Here is an 18,069-nt window from a genome sequence, read left to right on the forward strand (position 1 = left end):
GCTGCACAACAACTAATAGTTTTTATGCAACGCAGGTTATATAAGGTTTGTACGTGTTATACGTAAATTTAGTCACCGTAATTGGAAGAAACATCTTTCATTAAACCTGCCATAAGCGAGTTGTTGTCAATGTGAGAAAGATTACTAGCATCTCCAACAATCATCACATCGCCAGCAGTAGTTGGGAAAATTATTACAGAACATGGGTCACTAACAATAAAAATATGATTGTCATCACTCATATCGAAGGGGCTACCATTTTTGTAAAGTATATTCTCTAATTTTTTACGATTTTTTTCAGCGGACGGAAACTCATTTAGTACGCATGATGCATCTTTTTCAAAAGCGTCGCCTGTTCCAACTTTTACAATCGCTTTAGCCCCACCAAGAGCATAGCTATGCTTTATTGGCAGATTACACTTTTCGCTAATAGCGTTAAGATCTGGCTTTATATTAAGAGCATTTCGCACGCCACTAAAAGATCCATTGTGCTGAACGCAATAGAATAAACCGGCTAGTATTGCAATTACAACAAATCCACAAAAGTAACTTTTAGCTTTGCTCATAATAAACCTCCATCTTAAGCGTGATACAAAATAAGCATCGCTGACTCAGTCTTCGAATCAACCAATCTCTCTTAAGTAAAATTCTTAACCATGATTCTAGTAGCACGATTTGATAACGCGTAAACCTTCAGTTTCGTTTAGTCTGTAATGATTTTTAGAGCGTTGTAGCTAGGGTCTTCGTAATCTGGTTCTATGGTAAAGTGTATTGAAGTAGCTTTTTTAACTGCTATAGTTACGTTCTTTCCTACATAATCTTTCATTTCTCCGGCTTTAGGACTAACAAAGAAACGTTTGTAAACGTATGTGTCAGGAACTGGAGTACCTTTTCCATCAACTCCAACAGTTATGATGGTTTTGTACGGCATATTTACTGTATAAATAATTTTTTCATGAATATCGAAATAGTAAGAATAATCATCTAAAATCGCATCCGGTTGTGCTGTTTGCTTTACTTCGTCAATATTCATCTCTTGAACATTGCCTGTAAGAATGGTGTATCCATCATCTCGTAAATCTTGAATATACTTATTGTGTTTCTTCTCTTTTTCGCTAAGAGTCATATTATTTATGAGATTGTCTACAGGCTTAAGATTTTTAACATCAACAAACATTGCATCAAGATCGCCTACATTGCTAGGATCTGCCGAATTATCTTCAACACTTGAATCTAATTTAAACTTATAATCTTCAGTAAGCTTATAAGTATCACGACGAACTTTAAGCCCATCAAATAAATGATATACAACTATGCCATTGTGATTATGATCATACATTAATGTTTCTGAGAATTCGCCATCATGAGACGGTTCTAAATCTTCAATTAACTGCGACTCAAAAATTTTTTTGCCATCAAAAGAAAATACTTTAGTAAAACGCGGCTTATCATCATCGTAGCCTAATTTTTTCCTTGCAGTTACAATAAGTTCTGGAATCTTATCATTATCCAAATCCCATAAATCGTAGTAATATCCGAAGGAATCTGGAACATTTTTGAACTTGTATTTTCCGTGTAGATTTTCAATCACGTTTTTATAAGCACGACCTGCTAAAGCAAGAGCATTATCTGACTTATTTGGTTCAACTACAGCTGTTACAGCATTGTTGTTCATAACATTTTTCAGCGAAAAACCACTGTTTTGCACAGTGTCTACAGTGAAGCGAATATACACAACCCATGTTGTAAGCATGCAAATAAGCACAACTGTTGATATGCAATAATACAGAAAAGCATTATTATTTTTCATTACCAACATCTCTACTTTCTTTAGACTCATGAAGTATATTGCGAATTTGAGATAAGCGTTGAGTTAGCTCGTGCTCGTAGCCACGATTCGTTGGATGGTAGTATTCGCGGCCAACAAGCTCGTCTGGCATGTACTGTTGGGATGCTACAGCTCCTGGATAATCGTGCGCATACTGGTATCCTTCGTGGTTTCCCCAGCTTTTCATTAGTTTCGTTGGAGCGTTTCGCAAATGAAGAGGCACTTGACCAATATTTCCAGCATCAACATCTTGCAAAGCCTGATTTATAGCATTGTAGCTTGCGTTTGATTTAGGCGCGGTTGCTACAGCAATCACAGCTTCGGAAAGAATAATGCGCGCTTCCGGCATTCCGATTAAAGCTACGGCTTGAGCTGCTGCAACAGTTACTTGCAAAATTTGTGGGGCTGCCATACCAACTTCTTCGGCAGCAGCAATCATAATTCGCCTTGCAATAAAACGCGGGTCTTCCCCAGCTCGAAGCATTCGCGCTAAGTAATGCAAAGAAGCGTCAACATCGCTTCCGCGCATCGACTTAATAAAAGCAGAAATCACATCGTAATGATCGTCGCCATCTTTGTCGTAGCGAACTGTGGTAGTGTCCATTACATTAGACACAATATCTGCAGTAATAACAGGTTTCTTTTTGCCATGCTGCAGCGCTAAATCTCCTGTTATTGCTCCTGCCGCAGCTTCTAAAATAGTAAGAGTTTTACGAGCGTCTCCCCCGCTTAAACGAATAATTGAATCTATTGCGTCTTCGTCGATTTTAAGCTGATTGTTTAGCCCATTTTCGCTAGTTACTGCTCGTTCTATAAGAGTATGCAAATCTTCAACACTAAGAGAGTCAAGTTTAACAACAACAGACCTACTTAAAAGCGGCTTAATGATTGAAAAACTTGGGTTTTCTGTGGTTGCTCCAATAAAAGTTACGTCACGATTTTCTACGCTTGGGAGCAGAGCATCTTGCTGCGATTTAGAAAAACGATGAACTTCGTCAATAAACAGAACCGTTTCTTGACCTTTGCTAACTAAACGCTCATGCGCGCGGTCAAGCACGGCACGAACATCTTTAACACCAGAAGTTACAGCAGAAAGCTCTTCAAACACGCGACCAGACTGGCGAGCAACAATATATGCTAACGTAGTTTTTCCAACTCCTGGAGGGCCAAAGAGCACAACAGAACTTGGAGCAGTAAGAGAACCTTTCGACTGAGGATTCGCAAGCCTTCGCAAAGGAGAGCCTTCTTTTAGAGCGTGATTTTGCCCCAACACGTCTTCAATGCGGCTCGGTCGCATGCGCACAGCTAACGGACGCGTTACATCGCTAGGCGCGCTACTTGCTGCAAATAAATCCTGCTCCATAAATACCAGCTTACAATACGTATAGAACAAACGTTCGATTCTAGTTGTTGGTTACAAACTAAAACAAGTTTACAACACTAGACGTGCGAAACTTGGTAATCGAAGAACACAACTTCGCCTTCATCTTGCGTTGTATCTAAATCAACAATGCCAGTAATAGCCCAATTATGATCCCCGTCAGAATCGTCTATAATCTGCCGCACTTTCCACGAGTGCTCACTCTTCTCTAGCGAATCGTCAAGAATAAACAAGTCGCCGCTTCGAGCTTTGGCGTCTATTCCAACATACTCATGCTCGTCGTAATAGTCGTCAAGCACATCATTCCACTCGTGAACGCCGTAACCCCAAGCCTTGTCAAGCTCTCCTAAAGCTTCCGCATCTTCCAAATCCATAAGTTGCACACGTCGGAACATTGCGTTTCGAATCAAAACAATAAGTCCACGACGATCTTCAACTACAGATTCAGAAGTTCCAGGCGCAGCTGTAGTTACAGCATTAGCTTCAGCGTCCGATCCTCCTGCACTCTCCCACTCGTCAACAAGACTAGAATCAATAGAGCGCACAACAAGACGAAGCCACGAAATAATATCGCGCAATTCTTCGTTAAGCATGTCTTCTGGCACAGTGCGAGCGAGCGAACGGTAAGCGTCCGAAAGGTAGCGAAGAAGCGTTCCCTCACTTCTAGCAATGCCATAACGAGAAATGTAGCCAGTAAAATCAGAAGCCGTTTCAACCATGTCTCGAAGCACAGATTTAGGCTTAATCCAGTAGTCGTTCGCCCACGGCACGTCTTTGCGATACTGCGCAAAAGCAGGAGTTAGCAAGTCTTCAAGAGGCTTAGGATAGCTAACTTCAGCTAAGCGTTCCATGCGCTCCTCGTAGTCAATGCCATCGTCTTTCATACCAGCCATTGCAGCATCGCGAGCTTTGCGCTCTTGAGCACGAAGCACAGGCTTAGGATCATCCAGAGTTGCTTCAACCATAGAAATTACGTCAAGTGCGTAGCTTTGAGACTCTGGATCTAACAATTCCAAAGCAGCAAGCAAGAACGGAGAAAGCGGCTGATCCAGCGCAAAGCCTTCAGGCATTGCAACATCAAGCTCATAATCGCAAGAACCGTCCGCGCGCTCTATGCGTTCAATAACTTGAGTATCGAGCAGAGTTTGGAAAATATCGTCGCAACGTTCAAGAAGTTTTTCTTTATCTTGCGGCTTTTGAGCGCTATCTTCAATAAGTTTTTGCACACGCGCTTTAGCATCTCCACCTTGCGTAACTTCGTTCAAAATCATTGAGTGAGTTACAACCATATGAGGATTCAAAGTTTCAGGCGCGCTTTCAATAAGCTTAGTAAACGTTGGCTCGCCCCAAACTACAAAGCCTTCTGGAGCCTTCTTACGCTTAACTTTTTTAAGCTTTTTAGGATCGTTACCAGCTTTTGCAATAGCTCGCGCGTTTTCAATCTCAAACTCTGGAGCCTCGCTAACAACTAAGCCCTCGGTATCAAATCCCATTCTGCCTGCACGGCCTGCAATTTGATGAAACTCGCGAGCGCGAAGCTTTCGACTACGATTCCCATCAAATTTTGTAAGAGCCGTAAGCACAACAGAATGAATTGGCACATTAATACCAACACCAAGAGTGTCTGTGCCGCAAATAACTGGTAGCAGTCCTTGCTGAGCCAGCTGTTCTACGAGTCTGCGGTAGCGTGGAAGCATACCAGCATGGTGAACTCCAACGCCGGTTCTAAGTATTCTTTGCAAAATTTTGCCAAAGCCTGTAGTAAACTTTGTGCCTTTAATTGCTTGAGCAATTTTATCTCGCTGCTCTTTGCTTGAAACTCCCGTGCTTGCGAGCGCTTGCGCTGTTTCAAGAGCTGCATCTTGCGAAAAATGAACTACATAGATTGGCGTTAAACCCTTGTTGAATAAGAGTTCTACAGTTGTGGCAAGCGGCTTATCCGTGTACTCGTATTCAAGCGGGATTGGTCTTGGCGCATCTGCAATAATATCAACGCTTCTTTTTGTTGTTTTTTCTAAGCGTTCCGCAATCTCCGTTACGTCTCCAAGAGTTGCGCTCATAAGTAAGAATTGCGTATTTGGAAGCGTAAGTAGAGGCACTTGCCAAGCCCAGCCGCGTTCAGGGTCACCATAGTAGTGGAATTCATCCATTGCAACGCAGTCAACTTCTGCGTTTACGCCTTCTCTTAACGCTTGGTTTGCTAAGATTTCCGCCGTGCAGCAGATTATTGGAGCATCCGCGTTAATATGCGAGTCGCCAGTAATCATACCAACATTGTCTCGCCCAAAAATAGCAACCAAGTCGAAGAATTTTTCGGATACAAGCGCTTTAATTGGCGCAGTATAGTAGGAGCGTCTGCCTGTAGTGAGTGCAGCGAAATGCATGCCAAGGGCGACTAGAGATTTCCCGGAACCTGTTGGAGTGTTTAAAATAACATGGTCTCCTGCAAGCAAATCCATAATGGATTCTTCTTGATGCGGCCACAAATCTACGTGTTTGTTATCTTTAACCCAATCAACAAATGCTTGAAAAATCTCGTCTTCGCTAGCATGATGCAAATCAAGAGCTAATTCGCCCAATTCAGTCATACTACGCTCCTACTTTACTTACGCTTTAATCGCGCTTTACTTACGACTTAATTACGCTTTATTTGCGCTTCTTTTTATCTCGCACTTTTACGGAGATTTGAATAGGAGTTCCCTCGAATCCAAACTCTTCGCGAAGAGATCTCTCAATAAAGCGACGGTATCCGTGCTCTAAGAAGCCTGTTGCGAATATTACGAAACGTGGAGGGCGAGTAGATGCCTGGGTTGCAAACAATATTCGCGCCTGCTTTCCGCCTCGCAAAGGATGCGGATGAGCAGACTGAATACGACCTAAGAAAGCGTTGAGCTTTCCTGTTGGAATGCGCTTATCCCAGCTGTCTAAAGCTGTTCGCATAGCGCGAGCAAGTCGATTCGTATGCCAGCCTGTTTTTGCAGAAAGATTTACGCGCTCAGCCCAAGTAACGCGATCAAACTCAGTCTTCCACAAGCGTTCCATGCGCTGCCTGGAAAACTCGTCCATCAAATCCCACTTGTTAAACACAAGTACGATTGCGCGACCTGCGTCAACCGCTTGGCTCATAACTTTTAGATCCTGCTCCGCAATAGGAACGGAAGAATCAAAAAGAATCAAAGCAAGCTCAGAACGCTCAATAGCAGCCTGCGTTCGTAGCGAAGAATAATATTCGGCGCCAGTAAGCTTATGAGGCCTGCGCTTAATACCAGCCGTATCAATAAACAGCCAGTCTTCGCCGTCAACTCGCACAACCTCATCAACAGGATCTCGAGTAGTTCCAGCCAAATCGTTTACAACAGCACGCTCTTCGTGAGCTAAATGGTTCAAAAGCGAAGACTTACCAACGTTTGGACGCCCGACTAAGGCAACCCTACGAAGACCTTGTGGAGTTAAGAATCCTGAAGTTTTATTCGCTTTTTTCAAAGAGCTAATTGCCGCGTCAAGCAAATCTCCAACGCCTCTGCCGTGCATTGCAGAAATTCCGTACGGCTCGCCCATTCCAAGCTTCCAAAACTCTGCAGTCAAATATTCGCTTCTAGCGTCATCAACCTTGTTAACAGCCAAAGTAATAGGCTTTCCTGCAGCACGAAGCATTGAAACAATGCGCTCGTCGGTGGCTGTTAAACCAACTTGACCATCAACAAGGAAAATTACAGCGTCGCTTAAACGCACTGCTACTTGAGCCTGCTGAGCAATAGAAGAATCAATTCCTTCAACGTCTGCTTCCCAGCCGCCAGTGTCAACCAGCTTAAAGTTAGTTCCAGCCCACTCAGCATCGTAGCTTACGCGATCTCTCGTAACACCTGGAGTATCTTCAACAACAGCAACTCTGTGACCTAAAATACGGTTTACAAGCGTTGATTTTCCAACGTTTGGTCGGCCAATAACGGCGATTACACCAACTGCTTTAGTGTTTTTCGCATCGTCCTGATTTGCTACGTCACCTCGAAGAAGCGCGCGGTCTTCATCGTCAAGATCGTAGCCTTCAAGATTTGCAGCGTAACGATCGTACTCGTCCTGCTCAATAGCAGCATCGACAATCTCAACAAGCGCGTCAAGAGTCTGCTCAAAAGTCAAATCTGAATTATCGAGCGTTGTAACGCCGTCTGCAGCTTGAAGAAAATGCGTAACTTTAGCATCTTTAGCGTCACGAGCGCGAATATCATCTTCCTCTAAAGATTGATTATTTTGCAAACTTTCTTTAGAAATCTCCTGCTTGTTTCTGCGAGCTTGACGCACTTCCTCACGAGCTGTAAGAAGCACTCGAACTTGCGCATTAGGAGCTACAACAGTAGTAATATCGCGGCCTTCCGCAACAATGCCCTCACCTTTAGAGAAAGAGTCTTCTGTAGACTCTGCTGCAATATAGGCGCGCTGTGCTGCAATAAGCATGCGGCGAACTGCAGGAATTGAAGAAACGGTAGATACGTGCGAAGAAACTTCACAGCTGCGCAACTCTTCGCTAATATCCTCACCTTCGACAGTTACTACAGGATTTTTAGGATCCACACTAAAGTCGGCATTGCTTTCAGTAAATAATGCTCCAACGGCTTCAACAATTTGGTTAAAACGTTCGAAATCAGCATGATTTACAGACTGACCTTCATCGTCTAATTCAATCTGAGTGCTTAAATCAATACCCTGCTTTAAGCACCACCATGCAGCAGCTCGATACATAGCTCCCGTATCTAAATACGCAAAACCGTAGTATTGTGCTAAAGCGCGAGAAGTGGAAGACTTACCTACTCCTGCTGGTCCATCAATTGCTACACAAATCACAGGCCAACCTCCTTAGAAAGAGAACGCACTTCTGTTTGAGAAAGCACTCTGTAAGATCCAGCTTTTAAGTCCCCCAATTTAATAGGGCCGATTTGCGTACGAACCAAGCGCTTTACAGGGAATCCAACAGCTCCAAAAATTCTACGCACAATACGATTCTTACCAGAGTGCAAAACGACTTTTACCATAGTTGTGTCGTGATTTTGGTCGATTATTGCGCAACGGTCTAGCTTAATCCAACCGTCTTCAAGATTTACGCCTTGAGAAACCAAGCGGCGGCAAACCATGCCGTTAATTTTGCCTTCAAGCGTTGCAATATAAGTTTTTTCAACCTCATACTTTGGGTGCATAACATGCTGGCTTAACTCGCCATCGTTGGTCATTAAAATAAGACCTTCAGAATCGTAGTCCAAGCGACCCATGTGGAAGATTCGCTCGTACTTGTCACCAACAATATCCCTTAAAGTAAAACGACCTTTAGGATCGTCCATTGCGCTCAAAACTCGCTTAGGCTTATGCAATGCGAGAGTTACGAGCTGCGTGTTGAACTTTACTCGAGATCCATCAACGCGCACTTTCTGACGCTTCGGATCTACGCGAATACCAAGTGTTGTAACCAATTCGTCATCTACTTCAACACGCCCATCGAGAATAATCTCCTCACATTTGCGTCTTGAACCAAATCCCGCTTCAGCAAGCAGCTTCTGCAGTCGAATGGCGTTGTTGTCATCTGAATGCGCCTGATTGGCGCGGGAATATGCGTTTGGCATCGTTCTCCCAACGTGACCTCATGAATTGTTTAACAAAACATGCGCAAATAAGTTATTTTTAAGCGCTAAATCAAACAATTCGCTATTACTTATAATTTTGTATTACTTTCGCAATTTGTGATAAATAAGAAAATTACCACTTTTTCTATGCTACCGTATGGCATGGCCGTGATACTATAGCAGTTGTTTTAATAAGTTGCAAACTATACAGCAACACGTATTAAAGTAAGGAAAACTATGATTGAAGCACCGGAAACAACTTCTGAAGAAGCTAAAAGTGACTCTCCACTTGCTATTAAAATAGCAACCGAGTTTATTGCTACAGCGCTATTAATGTTCACAATTTACACTTTTTATTCACTATCAACAGCAATGTACGGCATTAATTTGCTTATGATTGCAGTAGGCACAGGCGTTGCGTATGCTGCAGCAATTTCTATTGCATCCAAAGTTTCTGGCGGACAACTTAATCCTGCTGTAACTATTGCATCCATGTTTACAGGACGCACATCGTATTTGGAAGGCCCTTGCTATATTATTGCGCAAGTTCTTGGCTCCATTTTGGCAGCGGGCGCTTTTGTGTTCATTTTGCCTCAAACAAAAATGGTGAAAGATGCTAACTGGTTCGCTCCTGTTGTAAACGGTTTCGAACAAGGCTCTATTTCTGCAACGCAGCTAAAGAGCGTAAACTCTTCCTTCGGCGTTATTACGGCCTTATTGGTTGAAGTAATTGCAGTTGCAATAATTGTTGCTACAGCAATGAATTACACAAAAGATAACGGCAAGACCAATTGCGGTTATTCCACTCACATGGGCATTGCTTACGCAGCTGCAACTCTTATTACCTACCAGATTACAGGTTCGGGTCTTAATCCTGCACGTTCTACAGGCATTGCGATTTTTGCAAACTTTAAAGAGCTTGAAGTTAAGCCATTAACTCAGTTGTGGGTTTTTTGGATTGCTCCAATTTTTGCCGCCGCGCTTGTTGGTTTTATTATTCTTTTAACAAAGCTTCTTGCTGTTTCGGAAGATAAAACTTTAGCAGGGTTTGAAAATGACACTAACGCTTTGTATCAAAAGCATCATTCTCTGTCCAATATTGAAGAGCCTGATGCTAAATACAGCGAACATGAAATCAATATTGATTTCGATAAAACTGCTGCTGAAGCAAACCAAAATAATTAGCTTTTACAGCAATAATGAGATTGAAGCATAAGTTATAAATAAACCAATGCCTAGCGCAATACTTATGAAAGAATCAAATCTAACAGATCTGACCTTCCAAGGACTGCGTTGACGCATTAATAAACGAATAACACCGAGAGTAACAGCCGTCACAGCAACAACAACTGTGGCGGCTGTTGCGTATCCAAGAAAAGCTAGTATTGCGCTTGTTGCAACAATAGCTGCAACAATCCACTCAGCGTAAGGTTTTCCTTCAGACTTTTCCGACACATACGGATGTTCAGTTTTACTATCCTTAGTCTGCTGCTCGCTATTTGTCATACTTGTATAATACATAACTTGCAATAATAAAACACAAGTTGTTTTACAGAAAAACAAAAAATGCAGCGCTTGAAGTTATCAAACGCTGCATTTTTAGAATATGAATTTACTTATTTTACTTACTTACTAAATTACGAGAATTTAGTGGAAGAAGTGACGAGTGCCAGTTACGTACATTGTTACTCCGGCAGAACGTGCAGCTTCGAACACTTCCTCGTCGCGAATAGAGCCGCCTGGCTGAACAATTGCACTAACGCCCGCTTCAATAAGAATCTGAGGGCCGTCAGCGAACGGGAAGAACGCGTCGGAAGCTGCAACAGCTCCCTTAGCACGCTCAACGCCGTCAGCCAAAGTGTTAGCGCGTTCAACAGCCAAATGGCAAGAATCCACGCGATTAACCTGACCCATGCCAATGCCAACAGTAGCATTGTCGCGCGCAAGCAAAATAGCGTTAGACTTTACGCAACGAAGCGAGCGCCACGCAAATTGCAAGTCGCGCAATGTATCAACGTCTGCAGGATCACCGGAAACCAAAGTCCAGTTTTCTGGATTGTCTCCAAAAGCATCAATCTTATCTGCCGACTGCACTAAAGCACCGCCGTCAATAGGATGCACTTGCAAATCCAAAACAGGTGGAGTTGCAACCTTAAGAATTCGAAGATTCTTCTTCTTAGTGCGAAGCAATTCCAAAGCTTCTGGCTCATAGTCTGGAGCCACAATAACCTCAGTGAAAATTGGTCGCACACTTTCTGCCATTTCCAAAGTCACTGTGGTATTAGCGGCAATTACACCACCGTAAGCGCTTACAGGATCGCAAGCGTGAGCCTTTTTATGAGCTTCAGCTGCAGTAGATCCAATTGCTAAGCCACAAGGATTATTATGCTTGCAAACAGCAACAGCAATTTGTGGAGCAAAATCCCAAACCGCACGCCAAGCAGCATCAGCATCAACGTAATTGTTGTAGCTCATTGGTTTTCCGCCAAGAAGCTCAGCTTGAGCGAGTCCACCCTTATGCAATGGGTCAACATACAATCCAGCTTGCTGGTGAGGATTCTCACCGTAGCGAAGCTCATGTTCCAAACGCCAGGTGCGCGTGTAGTTTGAAGGAAGCGAAATGCATTTCTTTGCTGCTTCAGTATTGCTTGCAACATTGTTTTCTGCATTGCTTTCAGTATCTTCCTTAATTGCGCTAAGACTTTCTGGCTTTGGCCATGCAGTTGTAGTCCACTGAGAAATAGCAGCATCGTAAGCCGCAGTATGCTCAAAAGCTTTTGCAGCAAGATACTCACGCTCTTGCAAACTAAAACCTTCTCCGGAAATAATACGGTCTGCAAGAAGCTGGTAGTCTTTAGGATCCGTAATAACTGCAACAGATTTGTGATTCTTAGCAGCAGCCCTAATCATAGAAGGTCCACCAATATCAATTTTTTCAATAATAGAATCTCGATCTGCGCCGCTCATTACCGTATCCACAAATGGGTAAAGGTTAACAACGACTGCATCAAACGGCTTTATATTAAGATTTTCAAGCTGCTTTACATGATCCGCATTATTCATATCCGCTAAAATTCCTGCATGAATATGCGGATCCAAAGTTTTTACCCTACCATCTAAGCTTTCTGGAAATCCAGTGACTGCAGAAACTTCGGTAACTTTTACACCAAGTTCTATAAGCTTTGACGCTGTTGAACCGGTTGACACTACTTGAGTACCTGCCTGAATAAATGCTTTAGCGAGAGTTTCAAGTCCTTCTTTATGAAAAACCGAAACAAGAACTCGTCGAACCGACCTTCCCCCTGTGGTTATCAGAACATTTGCATTTGATTCTTGGCTATGTGTCTGTTGCACGGCGGTCATCCTTCCTAAAATAGTAGTGAGGAATTTATTTTATTTTGGTCTTTGATGAAACCGTTCTAGGAGCGGCTTTTTTCAAAGACAAAGGTGATTTTCGTTGTATTAATTCGGTATCTGTTTTATTTGTATTATCTTCTGCAGGATCAGAAGTAGTTTCAGCTTCAACATTAAAAGTTTTGTTTTGCGCAGAATTTTTATTAAGCAGCATAGAAAAAAGGCAACGAATTGCGCAAGATAACAATATTCCAAGAACTGCAATAAGCCACGCTGCACAAACAGCATAAAGAGTAAGATGGCCTACAGCCCTAGTGCTTTCAACAATGTCAACTCCAACAAAAGAAAGCCTGTACTCTCCTAAAGATCCGTTGGCTAAAGCAAAAACAATAGTAAAAATAATTGTTATTAAAGAAGCGATGCAAATACTTACTGCAGCTGCCTGAGCTAAACCTATAGCGAAAGCTTTAAGCTCTTCTTTATCTTTAATATTTTTCAAACGCAAGCCACAACCGCGTTTATGCAATATTGCTAAAAGTATTACCGCAAAACAAATTATTGGAATAATACTCAATATTGCGTTTCGGTATAAAGAATCGGATACTGATTCGGGAAATATTCCAAAAACTGGCACAGGTGGCAAAGATTTATGCATTGAGGAAGCCAAAGTAAAATGCGCAACTTTCCCAATACTAAATCCTGCTCCGCAAATCCAAGACAAAGCCCAAATAGCTATATTTGGCAACCACACTAGGCATGCAATTGACGTAAGAATACGCGAACCGTTTTGCATACCGAGTTTTATGAAGAAAGAATTAACAGAACCGATATTCGTGCAGCACCAAACTATTACAGTTACTAACGCTACAGCCGAGTATATTGCAAATAAAATAACTGATGATCGTTTAATTATGCGAATATTTTTTTGCGCAAATTCAGGACACACTTGTTTATAACGCTGCTTAAGAGTTTTATAAACTAAGCTGCGAGGGAAAACAGCAATAAACAAAGATATTAAGTATATTAAAGCTGTTTTGAAAATAATAACAGGAACAGAATCAACCAAAGTTATATGCGTATTTTGCGAAAGAATTACGTTAATAGCAACCCAAAATACGGTACCTGTTACGTATGCTGTAGAGCCGCCTTCAACTTTTCTAATTAGGCTAGAAAGGGAAGCTATAAGCAAAATTGTTAAACCTAAAGGAGTTATTGTTAGCACACAATTGTCAAAAGTAAGACCAATTCCTTGAGCGAACATAAATACAGCCCAAGTCATAGACATTGCGGAATCAGAAAGATTACCGGTTCCTTCTTCAATAGAAACTATAAGTAAAGTAAGAGATAAGAAAAGTCCTATTGTAAGAGAAAAAACAAAAATTACAATAAACGGAGTAATTACACCTTTAGATACACTGATTAAGGATGACTTAAGTTTTTCAACCATAGCTTCTCCTTTCAGTACTATTTCAAACGTGCAAAACTAATCTTAGTAAAATAATCCTACTGCTTTAAATTGTTTATATTTTGCTAAACCCTACGCAGGCATAGTCATTAAACTGCTGCACGGATAATCCTCTAAATCGTTCATTCCACTAATGCCAGTAAGTTCAATCACGAAACTAAATCCTGCAACTTGACCTTTAGCTTTTTTAACAATATTTGCAGCTGCTTTAGCAGTTCCTCCAGTTGCAATAAGATCATCTACAATAAGAACACGCTGGCCAGGTTTAATAGCATCATTTTCGATTTCAATACTAGCCTGACCGTATTCAAGCATATAAGATTCGCTAATAACTGGAGGCGGAAGCTTACCAGCTTTACGAATAGCAAGAAAACCTTTGCCTAAACGTTCTGCTAAAAGTGGGCCGAAAAGAAAGCCGCGAGCTTCAAGACCTGCAATTAAGTCGATTGAATCAGGCTCAGTAGGCAAAGCGTCTACTAAAGAGTCAACAAGAATACGAGAAGCGCGTGCGTTAGAAAATATTGGTAGAAAATCGCGGAATATAATATGCGGATTTGGAAATCCCGGAACGGTACGAATTAATGAAGCAAGATAATCTGAATCATCTTTACTTACTGTTCTCAACGATTTTGCTGTAATATCCGTTGTTGTCATAATCCTAACGTTCTTTTCGTTGCAACCTGTTTTTAAGAATATGAGGAAAGTATACGCATGTTCGTGTGATGTGTGAAGCATGAACCGCATCACACATCACAACTTCAAGTATTACATAATTAATTTATAGCAGTCGTCATGAGAGCCGCTACTGCGCTGTCTTCTTCAGTGGACTCAGCAGTTGGCTTAGAAACATCTTGTTTATCAGTTTCTTCGATATCAGCTTTGGCTTCCATTTTTTCGTTTGCTTCAGCTTCTTCGTCGCTAATAAATGCAGGACGTACATACAACCTGTTTACAGCTCTAAAGGACACGCGCATTAAGCTACCTTCAGAATCAATAACGATTTCTTCGTACTGCATATCTACGCTTACAATCTTGCCAATAATTCCGCCGATTGTAATAACCTCAGTACCTGGCTGCAAAGATTCATGGAATGAACGCATTTCATTCTGACGCTTTTTAGCATTGCGAGTTTGGAACCACATCATAACAACCATTACTACGATAAGCGCAATAAGAAGACCGTACTGCTGGAAAAATTGAGGCACAATAAACTCCTTAAGTGTCCAACCATAAGACGGCCGAAATGCCGTCCAAGACAATTATTTTAAGCCATCTAGCTGACATTACTAGGAGCTTTCAAACCCAAATGCTCCCAAGCTTTAGCAGTTGCAACACGACCTTTAGGTGTACGAATTAAGAATCCTTCACGAACCAAATACGGCTCGCAAACAGTTTCAACAGTTTCCGCTTCTTCACCTACCATTGCAGCCAAATTATTAAGACCAACCGGTCCTCCATTAAATTGGCAAACCATTGCTTTTAGAACCGCAATATCGAGCCTATCTAAACCCTGAGTATCAATTTGATACAATGCTAAAGCTTCAACAACAGCATCTTGATTTACACAATCCAAGTCGTGAACAATCGCCCAGTCGCGCACTCTCCTAAGTAAACGATTCGCAATACGAGGAGTTCCACGAGATCGCAAAGATAATTCTTTAGCAGCCTGATCTTTAAGATTAATTCCAAGAACTTTAGCCGAACGTTCAATAAGCTTTTCTAGCTCTTCGTGAGGATAAAAATCAAGGTGAGCTGTAAAACCAAAGCGAGCGCGCAATGGAGAAGGAAGCATGCCTTCGCGAGTAGTAGCGCCAACTACTGTAAAACGTGGCAAAGTAAGCGGTATTGAAGATGCTCCAGGACCTTTACCAACCATAACGTCAACGCGAAAATCTTCCATCGCAATATAAAGCAACTCTTCGGCAGCACGCGGAAGACGGTGAATTTCGTCAATAAATAAAACTTCGCCAGTGTCCAAAGCGCTGAGAATAGAAGCTAAATCTCCAGCATGCTGAATAGCAGGACCGGAAGTAATACGAATAGGAACTTGAAGCTCGTTTGCAACAATCATTGCAAGAGTAGTTTTGCCCAAACCTGGAGGACCAGCCAAAAGCATGTGGTCAGGCGGAACGTCGCGCTTTTTGGCCGCATCCAAAAATAGTTGCAACTGTGCTTTAAGTAAAGGCTGGCCAATAAAACCTTCTAAAGCGCGCGGACGAAGCTCCTCATCACTAAGCTGCTCATTAGCTAAAGGAGCAGAAGAAACCATGCGCAAAGAATCTTCCGAAACACCAGTATTTAGTGCAGATGCATATTCATCACTCATTTCAACTCCCCCAATGCTTTATTTTTAAACAACATAATCATCTGCCCCTATCTAACAAAGTTAATGCCATGCGCAAAACATTAGGCATATCTGCTTCAGTTACAGGAGCAACAATATTATTTTCAGCGCAAACTTGTTCAACAGCTTTTTGAGCATCCGATTGACGCCAACCAAGAGAAACAAGACCATCAATTACGGCGCTAATACCAGTATCAATAGTTTTGCCGCTTGAAGCGTCAGAGACGTCTGCAGATAAACTGTTAAGATCAATAGAACCTTTAAGCTCCAGAATAATCTTCTGAGCACCTTTTTTACCCAAGCCTGGTGCGGAAGAAAGAGCAGTAACATCTCCTTCGGAAATAGCTTTCAAAAGACGATCAACATTAAGAGTAGAAAGAATTGAAAGCGCAACTTTAGGACCAATACCACTTACTTTTTGAACCTGCAAAAACATGCGTTTAGCAGCTTGAGTTGTAAAAGCGTATAAAGTTATTGAGTCCTGAGAAACCTGCATAGAAGTATAAACACGAACTTCCTGCCCCTCGTGCAAAGAAGATAAATCTTGAGAAGGCATATAAGTTTCGTAACCAACGCCTGAAACAACAATAAGAGCAGTGCGAGCATCAACAGACGCTACTTGACCAACAAGCATACCAATCATAAACGCTCACCTTCCAGCAATAAAAGCCCACAGCACAACGCAGCAAACAAGTCAAAAAACAGACAATAGAACATCTGTTCTATTGGTATCCTACATGCCTCGAGAGACAGAAGATACACCGCGAGCCGCACGCTGAGCTAAAGCCCACTGTTTTTGAGCTGGCGTTAAATGCTGCTCGCGCTCGCCGCCTTGCAAAGCCCCTTCCGGACGAAGAGCATGACAAATTGCCTGAGCTAAAGCATCAGCTGCATCAGCCGGAGTTGGAAGCATATTAAGACCAAGAAGACGAGCAACCATGCGCTCAACCTGAGGCTTTTGCGCCTTGCCGTTGCCAGCAACAGCAAGCTTAACCTCAGTAGGAGTATGCAAAGCGACTGGAATATTGCGTTGAGCGGCAGCCAGCATAGCAAGACCAGCGACTTGAGCAGTGCCTAGAACAGTATTTAGATTTTCCTGAGCGAAAACACGCTCAATAGAAACAGCATCCGGAGAAAAACGCTCAATCTTTTCAACTAAACCATTGTAAATCTTAAGCAAACGCAAATCTTGAGAAAGATTTGGATCAGATCGCAGTACATCGACGTGAATAAAAGAAAGCCGACGCGAAACGCCGGCTTCAATCACGCCGACCCCGCAGCGTGTAAGCCCGGGGTCAACGCCCAAAATCAACATATGAAATTATTCTGCTTCCTCAAGCTGAGCCATAACTTCATCCGATGCAGTCCAGTTGCTGTAAATATTCTGAACATCATCAAGGTCGTCGAGATTATCAATCAAACGAGAAACCTTCTGAGCATCTTCAAAGCTTAACTCAACTTCGTTATTTGGATGCATAATAATATCTGCAGAATCGTAGTCGAAACCAGCATCCTGCAAAGCCTTACGAACGGTAACCAAATCGCTGGAATCAGTGTAAACGGAGTACACATCACCATCGTCAGCCACATCCTCAGCACCTGCTTCTGCAGCAACTTCGAAAAGCTTATCGTAATCAACGCCTTCGGATGGAACTTCAATCAAGCCCTTACGCTCAAAGTTGAAGCTCACAGAACCGCTTGTTGCCAAAGAGCCGTTACCCTTAGTAAGAGTGGAACGAACGTCAGCAGCAGCACGATTACGGTTATCGGTAAGGCATTCAATAATCAAGCCAACACCTGCAGGAGCGTAACCTTCGTAAACAATCTCCTCGTAGTTAGCGCCGCCAGCTTCTTCACCAGATCCACGCTTCACCGCGCGCTTGATGTTGTCGGCAGGCATAGAAGCCTTCTTAGCTTTAACGATGGCATCGTACAACGTAGGGTTACCATCAGGATCTCCACCGCCCAAACGAGCAGCGATTTCAATGTTCTTAATAAGCTTGGCAAAAAGCTTGCCACGCTTTGCGTCGATAGCGGCCTTCTTATGCTTGGTAGTCGCCCACTTGGAATGACCTGACATGATACTCC

At 42.4% G+C, this 18,069-nt stretch carries 16 protein-coding genes; 1 reads left to right on the top strand and 15 read right to left on the bottom strand.

All coding sequences use genetic code 11. The features are described 5' to 3' along the window. Positions 1 to 68: 68 nt before the first annotated feature. From ACJV7B_RS04280 to ACJV7B_RS04305, 6 genes are all read right to left on the bottom strand, one after another. A complete protein-coding gene (locus ACJV7B_RS04280; protein WP_410296090.1) occupies positions 69 to 566 on the bottom strand; it encodes a hypothetical protein in 498 nt (165 codons plus the stop codon). 137 nt (positions 567 to 703) lie between these two features. Continuing rightward, on the bottom strand, positions 704 to 1,810 hold the full coding sequence (locus tag ACJV7B_RS04285) for a hypothetical protein (protein ID WP_410296711.1): 1,107 nt from the start codon (positions 1,808 to 1,810) through the stop codon (positions 704 to 706). Then, the gene (locus ACJV7B_RS04290) at positions 1,800 to 3,191 is read right to left on the bottom strand and encodes a replication-associated recombination protein A (RefSeq protein ID WP_410296092.1); all 1,392 of its coding nucleotides are present in this window, start codon (positions 3,189 to 3,191) and stop codon (positions 1,800 to 1,802) included. Before ACJV7B_RS04290 ends, ACJV7B_RS04285 begins: the two co-directional genes overlap by 11 nt. Positions 3,192 to 3,268: 77 nt before the next feature. Next, positions 3,269 to 5,797 (bottom strand): DEAD/DEAH box helicase, encoded by a 2,529-nt coding sequence (locus tag ACJV7B_RS04295; RefSeq protein WP_419389042.1) that lies wholly within the window; start codon positions 5,795 to 5,797, stop codon positions 3,269 to 3,271. A gap of 58 nt (positions 5,798 to 5,855) precedes the next feature. Then, complete coding sequence (gene der / locus ACJV7B_RS04300; protein ID WP_419389043.1) at positions 5,856 to 8,048, bottom strand: bifunctional cytidylate kinase/GTPase Der; 2,193 nt, start codon at positions 8,046 to 8,048, stop codon at positions 5,856 to 5,858. Beyond that, on the bottom strand, positions 8,045 to 8,818 hold the full coding sequence (locus ACJV7B_RS04305) for a pseudouridine synthase (protein ID WP_419389044.1): 774 nt from the start codon (positions 8,816 to 8,818) through the stop codon (positions 8,045 to 8,047). The genes der and ACJV7B_RS04305 overlap by 4 nt, the downstream gene beginning before the upstream one ends. Positions 8,819 to 9,055: 237 nt before the next feature. On the opposite strand from ACJV7B_RS04305, the gene ACJV7B_RS04310 reads away from it, so the two are divergent. Continuing rightward, the gene (locus ACJV7B_RS04310) at positions 9,056 to 10,003 is read left to right on the top strand and encodes an MIP/aquaporin family protein (RefSeq protein WP_119521179.1); all 948 of its coding nucleotides are present in this window, start codon (positions 9,056 to 9,058) and stop codon (positions 10,001 to 10,003) included. 3 nt (positions 10,004 to 10,006) lie between these two features. Here the strand turns inward: ACJV7B_RS04310 and ACJV7B_RS04315 are convergent, their stop codons facing one another. From ACJV7B_RS04315 to ACJV7B_RS04355, 9 genes are all read right to left on the bottom strand, one after another. Beyond that, a complete protein-coding gene (locus ACJV7B_RS04315) occupies positions 10,007 to 10,324 on the bottom strand; it encodes a hypothetical protein (RefSeq protein ID WP_032841794.1) in 318 nt (105 codons plus the stop codon). A 141-nt stretch (positions 10,325 to 10,465) separates the two neighbouring features. After that, complete coding sequence (gene purH / locus ACJV7B_RS04320) at positions 10,466 to 12,181, bottom strand: bifunctional phosphoribosylaminoimidazolecarboxamide formyltransferase/IMP cyclohydrolase (RefSeq protein WP_419389045.1); 1,716 nt, start codon at positions 12,179 to 12,181, stop codon at positions 10,466 to 10,468. A gap of 25 nt (positions 12,182 to 12,206) precedes the next feature. Beyond that, positions 12,207 to 13,619: a cell division protein PerM gene (locus ACJV7B_RS04325; RefSeq protein ID WP_419389046.1), complete on the bottom strand. Its 1,413-nt coding sequence runs from the start codon at positions 13,617 to 13,619 to the stop codon at positions 12,207 to 12,209. A 90-nt stretch (positions 13,620 to 13,709) separates the two neighbouring features. Beyond that, positions 13,710 to 14,291: an adenine phosphoribosyltransferase gene (locus ACJV7B_RS04330; RefSeq protein ID WP_004137300.1), complete on the bottom strand. Its 582-nt coding sequence runs from the start codon at positions 14,289 to 14,291 to the stop codon at positions 13,710 to 13,712. Positions 14,292 to 14,410: 119 nt separating this feature from the next. Next, on the bottom strand, positions 14,411 to 14,842 hold the full coding sequence (gene yajC / locus ACJV7B_RS04335) for a preprotein translocase subunit YajC (protein ID WP_004137302.1): 432 nt from the start codon (positions 14,840 to 14,842) through the stop codon (positions 14,411 to 14,413). Positions 14,843 to 14,910: 68 nt separating this feature from the next. Next, the gene (gene ruvB / locus ACJV7B_RS04340) at positions 14,911 to 15,963 is read right to left on the bottom strand and encodes a Holliday junction branch migration DNA helicase RuvB (protein ID WP_419389047.1); all 1,053 of its coding nucleotides are present in this window, start codon (positions 15,961 to 15,963) and stop codon (positions 14,911 to 14,913) included. Positions 15,964 to 16,000: 37 nt separating this feature from the next. Beyond that, complete coding sequence (ruvA, locus tag ACJV7B_RS04345; protein WP_419389048.1) at positions 16,001 to 16,624, bottom strand: Holliday junction branch migration protein RuvA; 624 nt, start codon at positions 16,622 to 16,624, stop codon at positions 16,001 to 16,003. A gap of 90 nt (positions 16,625 to 16,714) precedes the next feature. After that, positions 16,715 to 17,296, bottom strand: a complete 582-nt coding sequence (gene ruvC, locus ACJV7B_RS04350; protein WP_004137308.1) for a crossover junction endodeoxyribonuclease RuvC — start codon at positions 17,294 to 17,296, stop codon at positions 16,715 to 16,717. Positions 17,297 to 17,302: 6 nt separating this feature from the next. Continuing rightward, positions 17,303 to 18,061: a YebC/PmpR family DNA-binding transcriptional regulator gene (locus ACJV7B_RS04355; protein ID WP_004137310.1), complete on the bottom strand. Its 759-nt coding sequence runs from the start codon at positions 18,059 to 18,061 to the stop codon at positions 17,303 to 17,305. Positions 18,062 to 18,069 lie beyond the last annotated feature (8 nt).

This window comes from Gardnerella bretellae, from assembly GCF_048545135.1.
Taxonomy (GTDB): domain Bacteria; phylum Actinomycetota; class Actinomycetes; order Actinomycetales; family Bifidobacteriaceae; genus Bifidobacterium; species Bifidobacterium greenwoodii.

Coding starts and splice junctions, on each gene's coding strand:
- ruvA (WP_419389048.1), bottom strand. CDS start 16,624: ATGATTGGTATGCTTGTTGGTCAAGTAGCGTCTGTTGATGCTCGCACT.
- ruvB (WP_419389047.1), bottom strand. CDS start 15,963: ATGAGTGATGAATATGCATCTGCACTAAATACTGGTGTTTCGGAAGAT.
- ruvC (WP_004137308.1), bottom strand. CDS start 17,296: ATGTTGATTTTGGGCGTTGACCCCGGGCTTACACGCTGCGGGGTCGGC.
- purH (WP_419389045.1), bottom strand. CDS start 12,181: ATGACCGCCGTGCAACAGACACATAGCCAAGAATCAAATGCAAATGTT.
- ACJV7B_RS04290 (WP_410296092.1), bottom strand. CDS start 3,191: ATGGAGCAGGATTTATTTGCAGCAAGTAGCGCGCCTAGCGATGTAACG.
- ACJV7B_RS04315 (WP_032841794.1), bottom strand. CDS start 10,324: ATGACAAATAGCGAGCAGCAGACTAAGGATAGTAAAACTGAACATCCG.
- ACJV7B_RS04295 (WP_419389042.1), bottom strand. CDS start 5,797: ATGACTGAATTGGGCGAATTAGCTCTTGATTTGCATCATGCTAGCGAA.
- ACJV7B_RS04330 (WP_004137300.1), bottom strand. CDS start 14,291: ATGACAACAACGGATATTACAGCAAAATCGTTGAGAACAGTAAGTAAA.
- ACJV7B_RS04310 (WP_119521179.1), top strand. CDS start 9,056: ATGATTGAAGCACCGGAAACAACTTCTGAAGAAGCTAAAAGTGACTCT.
- ACJV7B_RS04305 (WP_419389044.1), bottom strand. CDS start 8,818: ATGCCAAACGCATATTCCCGCGCCAATCAGGCGCATTCAGATGACAAC.
- ACJV7B_RS04325 (WP_419389046.1), bottom strand. CDS start 13,619: ATGGTTGAAAAACTTAAGTCATCCTTAATCAGTGTATCTAAAGGTGTA.
- ACJV7B_RS04280 (WP_410296090.1), bottom strand. CDS start 566: ATGAGCAAAGCTAAAAGTTACTTTTGTGGATTTGTTGTAATTGCAATA.
- ACJV7B_RS04355 (WP_004137310.1), bottom strand. CDS start 18,061: ATGTCAGGTCATTCCAAGTGGGCGACTACCAAGCATAAGAAGGCCGCT.
- ACJV7B_RS04285 (WP_410296711.1), bottom strand. CDS start 1,810: ATGAAAAATAATAATGCTTTTCTGTATTATTGCATATCAACAGTTGTG.